Origin of the sequence: Vibrio sp. 1F169 (assembly GCF_041439605.1) — a bacterium.
Lineage (GTDB): Bacteria > Pseudomonadota > Gammaproteobacteria > Enterobacterales > Vibrionaceae > Vibrio > Vibrio tasmaniensis_A.
The window spans coordinates 24,220-37,734 of sequence record NZ_JBGOOI010000020.1 but is presented as its reverse complement, the minus strand read 5'-3'; the positions used below and the strand labels follow the sequence as shown (position 1 = coordinate 37,734).

The 13,515-nt window shown below is 43.6% G+C and carries 11 protein-coding genes and 1 tRNA gene; 5 read left to right on the top strand and 7 right to left on the bottom strand.

Annotation, left to right across the window (positions count from 1 at the left end; all coding sequences use genetic code 11):
- The first annotated feature begins 29 nt into the window (after window positions 1-29).
- The 4 genes from ACED53_RS10470 to ACED53_RS10455 all read left to right on the top strand — a co-directional run bounded on the left by ACED53_RS10470 (window position 30) and on the right by ACED53_RS10455 (window position 3,914).
- A complete protein-coding gene (locus ACED53_RS10470; protein WP_009846415.1) occupies window positions 30-707 on the top strand; it encodes a response regulator transcription factor in 678 nt (225 codons plus the stop codon).
- Window positions 704-2,002, top strand: a complete 1,299-nt coding sequence (locus ACED53_RS10465) for a HAMP domain-containing sensor histidine kinase (protein WP_017101036.1) — start codon at window positions 704-706, stop codon at window positions 2,000-2,002. Before ACED53_RS10470 ends, ACED53_RS10465 begins: the two co-directional genes overlap by 4 nt.
- 127 nt (window positions 2,003-2,129) lie before the next feature.
- A complete protein-coding gene (locus ACED53_RS10460; RefSeq protein ID WP_029223166.1) occupies window positions 2,130-3,059 on the top strand; it encodes a pyridoxal-phosphate dependent enzyme in 930 nt (309 codons plus the stop codon).
- A gap of 117 nt (window positions 3,060-3,176) precedes the next feature.
- Window positions 3,177-3,914 carry a dienelactone hydrolase family protein gene (locus tag ACED53_RS10455; protein WP_017101034.1) on the top strand — a complete coding sequence of 246 codons (738 nt, stop codon included), beginning with the start codon at window positions 3,177-3,179 and terminating at the stop codon, window positions 3,912-3,914.
- A 76-nt stretch (window positions 3,915-3,990) separates the two neighbouring features.
- Here the strand turns inward: ACED53_RS10455 and ACED53_RS10450 are convergent, their stop codons facing one another.
- From ACED53_RS10450 to ACED53_RS10430, 5 genes are all read right to left on the bottom strand, one after another.
- Window positions 3,991-5,244, bottom strand: a complete 1,254-nt coding sequence (locus ACED53_RS10450; protein WP_017101033.1) for a D-amino acid dehydrogenase — start codon at window positions 5,242-5,244, stop codon at window positions 3,991-3,993.
- A gap of 225 nt (window positions 5,245-5,469) precedes the next feature.
- The gene (locus ACED53_RS10445) at window positions 5,470-6,396 is read right to left on the bottom strand and encodes a LysR family transcriptional regulator (protein WP_017101032.1); all 927 of its coding nucleotides are present in this window, start codon (window positions 6,394-6,396) and stop codon (window positions 5,470-5,472) included.
- A gap of 596 nt (window positions 6,397-6,992) precedes the next feature.
- Window positions 6,993-7,083: transfer RNA gene (locus tag ACED53_RS10440), tRNA-Ser, on the bottom strand.
- 180 nt (window positions 7,084-7,263) lie between these two features.
- On the bottom strand, window positions 7,264-7,713 hold the full coding sequence (locus ACED53_RS10435) for an L-alanine exporter AlaE (RefSeq protein WP_009846408.1): 450 nt from the start codon (window positions 7,711-7,713) through the stop codon (window positions 7,264-7,266).
- Between the two features lie 248 nt (window positions 7,714-7,961).
- Window positions 7,962-10,418 carry a hybrid sensor histidine kinase/response regulator gene (locus ACED53_RS10430; protein ID WP_017101031.1) on the bottom strand — a complete coding sequence of 819 codons (2,457 nt, stop codon included), beginning with the start codon at window positions 10,416-10,418 and terminating at the stop codon, window positions 7,962-7,964.
- Between the two features lie 170 nt (window positions 10,419-10,588).
- Here ACED53_RS10430 and ACED53_RS10425 point away from each other — a divergent pair, with 170 nt between their 5' ends.
- A complete protein-coding gene (locus ACED53_RS10425) occupies window positions 10,589-11,158 on the top strand; it encodes a UPF0149 family protein (RefSeq protein ID WP_009846406.1) in 570 nt (189 codons plus the stop codon).
- 118 nt (window positions 11,159-11,276) lie between these two features.
- Here ACED53_RS10425 and ACED53_RS10420 read toward each other — a convergent pair whose 3' ends face one another.
- Both ACED53_RS10420 and ACED53_RS10415 read right to left on the bottom strand, forming a co-directional pair.
- A complete protein-coding gene (locus ACED53_RS10420) occupies window positions 11,277-12,308 on the bottom strand; it encodes a potassium channel family protein (protein WP_009846405.1) in 1,032 nt (343 codons plus the stop codon).
- 189 nt (window positions 12,309-12,497) lie between these two features.
- Complete coding sequence (locus ACED53_RS10415; protein ID WP_017101030.1) at window positions 12,498-13,310, bottom strand: ABC transporter ATP-binding protein; 813 nt, start codon at window positions 13,308-13,310, stop codon at window positions 12,498-12,500.
- Between the last annotated feature and the right edge of the window lie 205 nt (window positions 13,311-13,515).

Sequence of the window (13,515 nt, the reverse complement as noted above, 5' to 3'; positions counted from 1 at the left end):
TTACCGTCTATTTCTGTATGAGAATCAAAATGAAACGAGTTCTATTAGTCGAAGATAACCGTGAAATCGCAGGTGTCTTGTTTGATTATTTTGAGTGTATTGGTATGGAACTCGATTATGCGGACAACGGCGAGCTCGGCCTGCAACTCGCGTTGGAAAACTCATTTGATATCATCATATTGGATCTGATGTTGCCAAGAATGGACGGCCTCACGGTTTGTAATAAATTGCGAGACCAAGGCAACGCGACACCTATTTTGATGCTGACCGCGCTAGATAGCCGCGATGATATGTTGAAAGGGTTTGAGCATGGTGCCGATGACTATCTAACCAAGCCTTTTGATTTGGATATTTTAGAAGCAAGAATGAACGCACTAGTTCGTCGTTACCGCGGAAAAGTAGCCTCTTCAAAACTTCAGTTCGGTGAACTCACCATCGACCAAAAAACCCGTAAAGCTTACCGCCAAGATAAGCTTCTTGCGCTAAACCCAACCACTTACACCATACTTGAGATGCTCTGCCAAAACGCACCAGAAGTGGTGACTCGTGAAGATATCTCCTACAAATTATGGGAAGAAGATGAACCCAATAATGATGTGCTGCGCAGTCACATCTATCAATTACGAAATCAACTCGACAAGCCTTTTGACAGTCAAATGTTGATTACGGTTCCTAAAATAGGATTCCGCTTGGAGTCATCGAATTGATTTCCAACTTTCTGACAAGCACTAAAACCCTCACCGGCCGCTTAGCTGTTTTCTTTGGGCTAATGGCCGTGATTGTGTCTGCGTTCGTCTATGTCGTTTTTATTGTCGCGCTCTATATGTCTGAAGACCGGGTCGGTGAAAGACGCATCTTGATTGACCGCAATTACGCCGTCGAGCTATTTCAAGCCGGAGAAAGTGGTGAGTTAAGAATTGATGATCTGACAGTCGCCTATAACGACCCGTCATTCGTACCTCTCGAATATTATAAGCTCATTGCAAATAAAGAGAGCTTTCTCGGAGAGATCGGCGAAGAGCCAGAGTCAAGAATGGTCTATGTTGGCGAGTATTCTGACAAAGGAAAAACCCACCCAATAATCCTACTTTCCGAAATAGACCGTGTTGAATTTGCTATTTCTGAACTTGTGTACGCGACCGCCTTTGTGCTCACGTTACTTTCTATCTTAATTTTTAGTTTTGGTGCTCTGCTCTATCGACTCTCAAAACGACTGATTGAACCATTCAACTCTCTGTCTGAGCAACTTGAGTCGAATAAACTCAATCTCAACGAAGAGTTCGGTGTGAGCGATGATGCGGCAGTTGAATTTCGTCAGCTAACCGATCAACTGAATCAGTATCGTCGAGAAATCAATTCCTTGGTCAAGCGTGAACAAGCCTTTGCTCGATACTCAAGCCATGAGTTAAGAACACCACTAACCGTTGCTCGTGGTGCGAATAAATTGCTATTAAGAAGCGAAACCACCGAGTTTCAATCTCGGCAGGTTGAACGCATTGATGAAGCCATTGTTCAGATGTCTGAGATGGTCGATGCTTTGCTTGGCCTAGTTCGTTACGAAAGAAACAGTGACGATGCACCGCTGCGCTTGTTCAGTCAGCAAGAGTTGGAAGCTATCGTTTCCAAGAATTCATTACAAGCAGATGAGAAGCAAGTCGAGATATCCCTTCACATTCAATCTGAGCCTATAATTCAAGCCACAAGCGCGATAATGAACATGTTGGTCGGAAACTTGTTGAGAAATGCGATTGCTGCGACCAATAGTGGCACCGTAACTATCACTCTTTCCCAAGACACTCTTGTGATTGAAGACCAAGGTGAAGGCCTTCAGGAACAGTACAATCCGAATGGTCATGGATTAGGTTTATTGATTGTCGACGACTTGTGCCAACGCTTCCATTGGGACTTTGAGTTGGTCAATCGCGACTCCGGAGGGTGCACTGCAAGAATCGCCTTTCAGACAGGTTCCTCCTTATCCACATTAAAGCAAGCAAACTCGTAATACGAGGCTCAATACCCGATGAAAACTTGATTTAGTTGGTTTACAGCGCTCGCTAGCTACTAGATACTCAGTAGTCCTTTTTGATTTAAAAATGCTGGCTCTTGAGTCAGCATTTTGTCTAAGTGCGATGAAACTAAATAATAGCCCTGTAACTCAGCATCAATACAACGATCACACCTTTTTCTTAAAGCGAGACGATAAGCTTCACTCCCACTTTTGCGGCAACAAAGCCAGAAAGTTCATGAAGCTACTGGAAGACGATCACCCAGACACCACCACTCTAATAAGCTATGGATCCGCTCAAGCTAACTCCTTGTTCTCGCTAGCCGCACTTGCAAAAATCAAAGGCTGGACGCTTGAGTTTTACGTCGACCACCTTCCTCAATGGCTACAAGAACGCCCACTCGGCAACTACCGTGGCGCTATCGATCTTGGGGCTAAGGTTATTTCAGTCAAAGAAACAGGCTCTGAGCTTCATCCACAAGCGTATATTGAACAAATAAGGCAACCAGGTTCCGATTGTATTGTGTTACCTGAAGGTGGACGTTCTCAGCTTTCTGAATATGGCGTGAAGCAACTGGCGATGGAAATACTCAGCTGGACGCGCTTCGAAAACAAACACGATTTTGTGGTTGCACTGCCCGCTGGTACTGGTAGCACAGCGCTGTATCTTCATAAGCATTTAAAACTGCACAACATCCCGGTTTTAACCTGTGCTTGTGTTGGTGGCAGTGACTACTTAACGCAGCAGTTCAATGAGCTTGGCGAGACCGATCACCCGCAGATCTTACCGCTCAAAACCAAACACCACTTTGGTAAGTTGTATCAGCAGGATTATCAAACTTGGTTAGATCTACAAGAGCAAACCGACATTGAATTTGACCTGCTCTATGACCCTTTGATGTGGCAATGCTTGGAACGTTGGCAAGAAGACAACCCGACCAAAACCATCATCTACATCCATCAAGGCGGCATCTTAGGCAATGAATCGATGTTGCCGCGCTATCAGCGGAAGTATCCGGAGATGAGCATTAGCAAAACCAACGCATCTTGGTAATTTTTTCCCTTTATTCTCCAGTTTAGCTATTCAAGTTATAAACTGAAATCTGGCGAGAATCATCGCGTTATCTATACTTTCGATTGGAACGTCAATTGTCATCGAAAGGAATAACGCATGCGAAAACTCACAACGCTCGGCCTGTTTTCAGTTTTACTGCCCTTCTCTGCGATTTCAGGAGAAAACATCACTTACCAAGTCGATGGTATGGATTACGAAGGTTATTGGAGTGAGGCCAGTGACCAAGCGCCTTTGGTGCTGCTAATTCACGATTGGGATGGCTTAACTGATTACGAAAAGAAACGTTCTGAGATGCTCAACGAACTCGGTTACAACGTGTTCGCCATCGACCTATTTGGTAAAGGCATTCGCCCTACCGAAGTGAAAGGCAAAAAACAACACACAGGCGAGTTGTATAAAGACAGAGAAAAAATGCGTGCACTACTTAATGCGGGAGCGATGGAAGCGAAAAGGCTTGGTGGTAACTTAGATAACAACGTGATAATGGGTTACTGTTTTGGTGGCGCAGCCGTTTTAGAAGCCGCTCGTGCTGGCATCCCATCGAAAGCTTATGTCACCTTCCATGGCGGTTTATCGACACCTAAAGGACAAGACTACTCTGAGACAAAAGCTCCAGTTGTCGTGTTCCATGGTACAGCAGACGCCATGATCTCAATGCACGACTTTGGAAGCCTCGCAGCTCAACTTGAATCAAGCAAGGTTCCGCATGAAATGATCACCTACAGTGGTGCGCCACATGCCTTTACCGTATTCGGCTCAAACAACTATCAACAAGAAGCTGACCAGAAATCGTGGGATAGATTTACCCATGTACTAGAAACCACCACCAGATAATCTTCTCCTTGAGAACCCATAACCCCATTCTACAGTTTAAGAATGGGGTGACTTTAGTTAACACGGTGTCATGCCGCTACAAATAACGATGGATACTTAAGTCATCAGATTTAATATCACTGGCAGAGCCACTGACTATGCTTGCTAAGATCTTTCCTGAGCCACATGCCATTGTCCAACCTAATGTTCCATGACCTGTATTGGTAAATAAATTTTTGATAGGCGTCTTGCCGATGATAGGCGTGCCATCTGGCGTCATTGGTCTTAGCCCAGTCCAGTATTCAGCCTTAGAAAAGTCCCCCGCTTGTGGGAAAAGATCTTTTATCACCATATCAATCGTGGCTTTGCGTTTTTCTGGGATTAGGTAGTCAAAACCAGCGAGTTCTGCCGTACCCGCGATACGAATACGATCATCAAATCGCGTCATCGCGACCTTGTAGGTTTCATCCATAACAGTCGAAGTCGGTGACTTATCTACATTCACGATAGGCAATGTTAGTGAATATCCTTTCACTGGGTAAACCGGTATAGACAAGTCGACTTGCTTTAATAGTTCTCGAGAATAGCTTCCTGACGCGACCACGTAAGCATCCGCTTTAAACTCGCCTTGAGTCGTTGTAATAGTCTCAATGGCTTGATTCTGATGATTCAAACTTACCACTTCAGTATCAAACACGAACCTAACACCGAGTTGCTTGGCTTTCTCAGTCAAGGTTAAACAGAACTGATGGCAATCACCGGTTTCATCATGAGGTAAGTATAAGCCGCCCACCAGCTTGTCTTTAACGTCCGCTAAACCCGACTCCACTGACAGACACTGGTCAACATCAAACAGCGAGTGTTCGATCCCACTCTCTGTTAATAGCTTCATATCCTGCTGAATAGCATCGAGTTGCTTTTCGCTTCTGAATACTTGCAAGGTGCCTTTCTGCCTGCCCTCATAAGCTAAATCTTCACTGGTTCTTAGATGAGTGAGACACTCTCGACTGAAGTTTGCCACTCTTAACATGCGTGACTTATTCATGGCGTACTTGGCTTCATTACAGTTGGCCAACATCTTAGTCGCCCAAGCAACTAATTCAGGAGAAAGTGACGGCTTCACTTTTAGAGGCGCATGCTCTTGGGTAAGCCATTTCATTGCTTTCAACGGAATCCCCGGTGCCGCCCATGGTGAAGAATATCCGTAAGAAATTTGCCCTGCATTCGCAAAGCTGGTTTCCTTGCCACTGCTATCTTGACGATCAATAACCGTCACTGTATGACCTTCTTTCGCAAGGTACCAAGCACTGGTTAACCCAATAACACCGCTACCAATTACAATAACTTCCATTCTCTTCTCCTAATGCCCGACAAAGCCAAAATCTGTCGAACACAGCTGTCAGTCTAAAACTCGTTTCGTTAATAATTTGTAACTTATTCCGCGCATGTTGACTTAACAATAGAGGGAGCGTTGACAAAAACTCAATTCAACTTAAAAACGAATTCGGCAATTTGGAACTGTGATATTGGCGGTATTTGGTCGCTTAGGAGGAGTTGCTAAGTAAATCGATTAAGCCTAGATATTGTAAGCGTCATGGCTTAAGAAAGTGGCGTTTTCGAGTAAGAAATCTAACAAGGTTTCGGCCTGTAGCGTGAGTGCGCGGTCTTTTAAAGATTGAACCTTAACCGTCGCCTTCGATAGCATCTCCAACTCGGTCGCAACCACTTCAATCTGCCCTGACTTTATTTCATCGATCACCGTGAGCTTAGGCATAAAGGTGACACCCAATCCTGCTGAAACAAAGTTAGTCAGTGCAGTGACCGAATTGGTTTGAAGCTTCGGCTGTAAGGTAAGGTGGGAGATTTGTTCGGCCTGCTTGACCAATCGACCCATCCCTGTTGAGTTGTCGATCAACGCCAAAGACACATCCTTAATATCTTGCAGTGTCACAGGTGCTTCTTTCATCGTAAGGAAGTGCCCCTTCGGAGCAATCAATTCGAGCGGATGGCTACGTTCAACGTGGGAGTGCAGTTTAGGATGTGGAGCAGAAGCATAGGTTATTGCGAAGTCTATCTGTTGATCTTCCAACATCTTGACCGCGTCCAATGCCCCAGCAATTTCAATAGAAAGGTTGATATCAGGATAACGGGTCATAAAGGTTTGCATCGGCTTTGACACCAAGTTGGTAATAAACCCTTCACCGATGGCAATACTGACACTGCCTCCTTTGAGGTTTTTAAGCTTGGCTAGTCGAGTAAGCACTGCAGCCTCTCCACGAACAATGGAACGATAGTAATGCAGCAGCTCATTACCCGCCTCGGTTAACAGTGATTGGCGGTTGTTGCGTTCCCAAACTTTCATTCCCGCTTGCGCTTCGAGCTGGGTCAGCATTCTGCTCATTGCAGCAGGGTCAACATTCATCATCTTGGATGCCTTACGCAATGAGCCATACTTAGACAACGCGTTTAAATACTCAAGAGCGCGGATATTAAAGTGATGCATTCAACTTCCTTGTGATTCGACTGACACTAGATCAAGCGTCTCACAAATTGGCTGCGAACATGTATCCCATTTTATCAAGAACGTATTTACACTTACTAACTTGTGCACCGAGTCACTTCAAGGCAGCTAAAGGCTCATGCTCGTTTATTCGATCTACTCTTGATAGACAGATGGAAAGAGCTTAAAGAACCTGTTTGAAACCGCTTAACGAAGCATTTTCGATGACATGGCACCTGTGAGGTTCGGCTTTCACTTGAGTAATACCAATCACAGTAAATAAGTGATCAAACATAGCGTAGGAAAAAAGCTTGAGAACAAGGCAGAATTTTTCGATAAGTAGTTATTCTACAATCAAAAATTCTAACGAAGTTATCGAGGTTTTTAACAAGCTAGGGTGACCAGTTATTTACTACGATTGGTATAATACCAATCACAGTAAGCAAGTGGTCATAAATAGCGTTGGAAGGCGTGATAACTAGGCAAAGGACTTTGGGCTAGAGATAGAGATAGAGATAGAGATAGAGATAGAGATAGAGATAAAATATAGGTGCTCTAAAACGAGAAAACCCCAGCATTTCTGCTAGGGTTTTGAATAGTGGTGGAAGGATGGGGATTTGAACCCCAGATACGCTATAAACGTATACTCGCTTTCCAGGCGAGCGCCTTAAGCCACTCAGCCATCCTTCCACAAATTGTGTGTTGAGCTTGTCACTCAACGAGGCGCTACTTTATTGATTCTGCTTGCTTTGGTCAAGAGGCATTATCAAAAAAAGTGCCTTTTTCAGTTTGTTCGATTACAAATTAACTCATTAGATCAAAAACAAACCAAATTTCATTCTATCGTTGTACTTACGCTTGTTGCTTTTCTTAAGCTTGTTGATAGTAGCCCGGAACTCTAAACCATTTACGGCACATATCTAAGAAGTAACCGTACAGCACGCCCATACCACATGAGATAACAGCGTTACTGGTGACAGCCGTAACAATCTGGTCGCTTGAAGCACCTACTGCCAATAAAATACCGGCATACACAGGTGACTGGAATAACACGTACGCCACCAAGTCAGACAAGTTTTTCATCAATGAGCTTTGTGAAAGCTTTGCGCCGTTACGCAAGAACCAATCACGAAAGACTCCATAAGGCCAAGCGATAGCTATGTTTACCGGAATAGATAACGTTCGAGAAGCAAGAGACTGCTCAAACGTCATACCAGAAATAAACACTTCAACAATCATTCCAGAAATAAAACAGAAAACGACCATAGCGAATGTATCCGCAGCTGCGTTTCGAATACAGAATGGACCACGAGACTTCATTGACGATAAACCTAAAATATATCACTACTTAATTAGTGATTTAACAACACATAAACAAGGCTAGATTACACCTAGCCAGATAATGTCACTATTAAATCACAAGATAAGCAGTCATACATTCCAAATTAAAAATAAAGTTGTAAATTAACAACCAAAAACCACTTTAAAAGCAGTCACTTCCACCAACAAAACCCACAAAGGTCAAATAACGAGCGATTTGTTATTATATTTCCGTAATTAAACAACAACTATGCCATAGGAAGATTTACCGTAATGGTATTGATGATTTCTTGTTCAGGAGTGAAACCGAGAGAAACCTGCTCTAAAGCTTTATCGACGTGATCTGTGAGCTGTGCATTATTCATAGGTTCAGCATGAACACGCAAGCTCTCTAATGCAGACTTAATCAGCGCTAAGTTATTATCTTCGAGCGCAACGTACAGCGTGACGAGCAGCTCTTCGGTGTTATCTTTGTTTCGTAGATCAGGTTTAGGTAGTGACTCGCTGTTACTTTGCGAATCGTTTTTTTCCACACCCAGGCAATCAAGATCATGAGCTTTAACTTCATGGTATTGGTAAAGCTTGTTTGAATAGCGGAATAACGCATCATCCAACTCACGCTCATCAATCGGTTTGGCAATAATATAATCCACACCCGCACCAAGCATACGTTCGCGAGTCTCTTTAAAGACATCAGCCGTACAACCAAACACCAGTACCGATGATATCTCACCTATCAAAGCTCGAATTGCAGTGGTTGATTCAACGCCGTCCATCACTGGCATATGGTTATCCATTAATACCAAATCAAAGCGCTCAGCCACCACGGCTTGTATCGCAAGTTCACCATTTTCGACGCTCTTACAAGTAAAGCCTTTACTGCTCATGAAAGTTTCAATAATGACGGTATTGGTTCGGTTATCTTCGACAATCAGTACCTTCAAGCCAGAGTAATCTAACTTCTTATGTGGCAAGCTCTCTATTTCGCCAGGCTGGCAAGGTTTAATCTTCAAGCGAACATCGAAGCTGGTGCCTATCCCTTCTTCACTGGTGACGCTAATACTGCCCTCCATCAATTGGGCAATTTTCTTCACAATCGCCAACCCGAGACCAGTACCGCCAAAGCGTCTCGTAGTCGAAGACTCAGCTTGTTCAAACGGTTTAAAAATACGTTTTTGTGCTTCTTTAGATATACCAATACCGGTGTCGCGAACTCGAATACTAAGGTAGGTGTCACTCCCCTCTACGACTTCTTTAAGATACACCTCGACAAAGCCTCGAGAGGTAAACTTGACTGCGTTGTTTAAGAGGTTAAATAAAATTTGGCGAAGGCGTGCTTTGTCTGAGAAGTACCAACGGCCAGAAGGCACTTCGGAGTACACTTTGAATTGAAGCCCTTTCTCGGAAGACAATGTGTAATAGACACTGTTGATACTTCCTATAATTGAATCAAGCGGGAATCGTGTTTCATCTAGGTCTAACCGACCCTGCTCTATCTTTGAAAAATCCAAAATTTCATTGAGTAACGTCATCATATGATCCCCCGAATCATACAGGCTCTTAAGATGCTTCTCTTGCTCTGTGCTCAAAGGGGTTTTCAGTAAGATCTGAGCCGTTCCTAATACACCATTCATCGGGGTACGAATTTCGTGTGACAAGGTCGCAAGAAAAGCCGTTTTGGCATTGGTTGATGCTTGAGCTTTAACCTTCTCAGCTTCGAGATAGATGGTTTTTTCGTTGAAGGTTTTGATCAAATGTCCGATTTCATCATCACTAGAGTAGTCAACATCGATGATCTCGCCCGCTTTAGAACTATCAACTTGGGCGGCAATCGTTGTGATTGGGCTTATCAAATAGCGGTTCAGTAAGTAATAACCGGCCATGACACACAACAACAACAGCGGTACAATACCGCCTTCAACGCTCATTACCTGACGAAACACTTCGTCTGCTACTCGTGATTTTGAGTTGACGACATCCACTTGCCATCCAAACTCTCCAAATTGGTTACTACTAATATAAATCCCATCAACGAGATTGAAGTTATGAGAAACCAACACTTGGTTGAGTTTGTCTCTTAGAGTAATACCAAGGTTGTATTCTTCCGCATGGTTCTTGATAAAGCCGAGTAACTCTTCGAGTGAGAGATCCACCGTCGCGACACCTGCAAAAGTTCCATCGTAATAGTAAGGTGAAGATGCTGTGATCATTTGAACATGTGTATATGGGTCAATATACACATTGCTCCATGCAATGGTTCCCTGCGCTTTGTTTACTACAGATGTATACCAATATTCGTTCTGATAAGGCGCATTTTTGGGGTTGTTATAAGAAAAGAGCTGGTCAATATCACCATCGTCGGCTTTGTTGAAAAAATAACTGTTAAGGATTTTATCAGAATCCAAAGCATGCGGTTCTGGCCAAATACCTGCGCTGACGATCGTGTCATCGCTCGCCGCCAACATTGACTTAATAAATAACGGTATAACATCAGTATCACTGCGCTGCGCCTGAGCGAAACCAACCAAACTATCAACAAAACCTTGAGAGCTGCCGAGGGGTGCTGTAATCAATTCCGATAACAGTTGTGTACGTAAGTCGAGGTTTTGTTGCAACTTAGCGCGTACAGGAGATTCTACGACGTAATACGTCACACTACCGACAATGGCAATGAACATTGCGAGGTATACACCAAGCGCTACCATACTTTTTTTCTTGAGAGACGAGCGTATTTGCATAATTATCTTGTTATTTTCTTTTCTGTTTAACCTAGTGTTTATCACTAATGACATCAAGCGTTTTTAGATGAAGCTTGATTGGCGCAAGTTCATTGGTACTATAAGCACAAATATGTTCCCTTTTACGGTACCTCACTTTGACTTTACAAGATATTCTTGCGCTTCCAGAGTTGGAAGGAAAGCTAATCACAGAACACAAAACCATGGGCTTTGTCACTGCAATGGCAGCCGCTCCAAATGTGTTAACCCCTCATGAATGGCTGCCATTCCTTTGGGGTGGCGAAGAAGTCGCACCTTTTACCGACGGTGAACAGCTGGAAAGCTACATTGAAGTTATCATCGCGCTTTGGAACAAAACCCGCCCAGAACTGATCGAAGGTACTTGGGTATGGCCTGAAGCTTGTCAACTAGATGATGCAGAAGTTGTAAATACAGCAGCTCGCGATTTTTGTGAAGGCTTACTTCAAGGCTGGCAGATTGCCCGTGATGATTGGGAAACACTGATGCCCGAAGACAGTGAAGACAACGCACTGGTCGGCGGCGTGTTGCTTTCACTCAGCATGCTTTACGATCCAGAAACTTCCATTGCTACCCTTGCCGAACAAGGCATCGAAGGCCTTGAGCAGTTTGAAGAGATCTTTAACGCTGTGCCTGTGATGCTTTGCGGGTTAACGCAACGCGGTATCGCATTAGCCGAAGCTCAATAATTCTCCATTCTCTCTAAAGCGAGAGATATAAAAGAAATAAGCTGCGCTATATTCGAACGATAGTAAGAAGGCCTCACAATGAGGCCTTCTTTCGCTTCAGGAGAGACTAAATAGCCGCCTAAAAGCCTTTCCAATCGAAATGATCAATTCGCTCATCGGCAATGTAAAACAACTTAGTGCCGCTGCTGACAACTTGGTCTAACTCCGGATTAAGCTCTATACCACTCCCCGTATCAATCGCGATCAGCGTTGCTTTATACTTCTCTTTGAATACAGAGAAAATAGGCGCGACGGTTACAGGTTCGGCATCTTTAGGGTAATACGTCGAATACTGTGTCATACCTCTAGTTGAGCTTAAAAGCTCTTGATGAAGAGCACTTGAACCGGGATCAACCGCAGCTTTAGCCAGCATTTCGGCACCCACTGCCGGAATACATTCAGAGTTTGGGCAATGTTGATGCAGTAAATCGCTCAACGCCTCATCTTTAAAGTAAACCAGAAGATGAGCCTTAGGGTTTCGGTTCGCACAATAAAGCGCTGCAGACAGCGTGATGTCGTCTTCGGGGTTATCAATAAGAATACAGCTGGCTGACTCAATGCCCGTTTTCTCCATCTCTTTACCATCGGTGTAGCTGTTTACCTTAACGAAATTGATCTCACCGGGTAACGGATTTTCGATATCTGAACGCGTACATAATACGATTGGTCGCTTGCCCGTTTCTTCATGTTGCAGCATACGGATGAGATGAATGGTTCTTTGTTCATTCCACCCCAACATCAAAATGTGGTTTTCCACTCTAACTCTCCTTTTACCTAACAAGCCCGCTCGCCAATATTCAACACCTTCTGTTGCCACCTTACCCAGTAAAGCAGCGAAAAGGCTGAGCCCTCCAGGGATAACAAACAAAATAACAATCCATCGCCCCGCTTCCGTTGTCGGTGACAAATCGCCATAACCAACTGTAGAAGCCGTCACGACTAAATAGTATGCAAATGTAGTAAACGAGTTGGTTAAGTCCGTTTCACCCGCTAAATACAATGTCGACCACGATAAAAACACGTAGCCGAGGAAAGTAAACAGTAGGTTTTTACCATTCAAAACAAAGATATTCGCTTTGACCCAACGTTTGAGTTGTAACCAGATTATCATTAGAGCCTCTAATCCATTTCTCTTAGTTACATGCTAGAAAAAATAAATGATATCAACAAGATGTATCTTAAGAAAAAGGCACATGAGCCCAAAATAATGCCAATAGTCCACATTTAGGTACAAAAAGACTTAGAAATATCTACAAACAATTTCTGGAGTTAATCAAAACTGAGCAAAAAGTCATATGAGTTACTTCCCCAGAGGCACAATCAATGGAGTATGACTTACGGGATCATCAATAATAACGCTATCTAAGCCAAATACTTGCTTAACGAGTTTGGCGTCAATTAAAGACTTAGGTTCCCCTTGTGCGACAATTTCTCCACCAGCAAATGCAATCAGATGATCCGCATAACGACAGGCTTGATTCAAATCATGCAGCACGGCTACGATAGTGTGTGTTTTCTCTCTATTGAGGCTGCGGAACAACTCCAACAAATCGATCTGGTGTGCGACGTCCAAATAAGTTGTCGGCTCATCAAGTAATACTATCGGTGTCTTTTGTGCTAATACCATTGCAATCCAAACTCGTTGTTTCTGACCTCCTGATAGTTCATCAACCTGCCTCTCGGCCAAATCGGTGACACCAGTATCTTCCAGCGCTTGGAAGACCGCCTCTTGATCATCTAAGCTCCACTGCTTAAATAGTTTTTGATGCGGATAACGGCCTCTTGCTACCAAATCAACGACTCGAATCCCTTCTGGAGCTTGTGAACTTTGGGGAAGTAACCCCAACTCTCTCGCCAACTCTTTAGCTGGTACTTTTTGGATATTCTGACCATCTAGACAAATTTGGCCTTTAGAAGGTTTCAATAAACGGCATAAGCTTCTCAATAAGGTCGACTTTCCGCACCCGTTGGGTCCGACAATGACCGTAAATTTACCTTCAGGAATATGAAGTTCGAGATTTTCACAAATAACGCGATTCTCGTATGCAAGTTTAAGGTTACTTCCATTTAGTCGAGAGGTGATTTTAGATTTAACCGGTGTCGATAGGCTCATAAGTTTCTGATTTAATTTATGTTAAACAATATCCCCAAGTAACTTTTAGCTATTTGCTTATTTAGCTAATTACTTAACTAATTAGCTCTAGCTATTCAGTTGCTTGGGAAAGCGTAGCATCAAGAATAGACTTGTTGCTGCTTAAGGTTACGCTTGGTTTCTTCGGGGCTAAAACAGGCAGCGTTACACAATTTCAAGTTCAGTT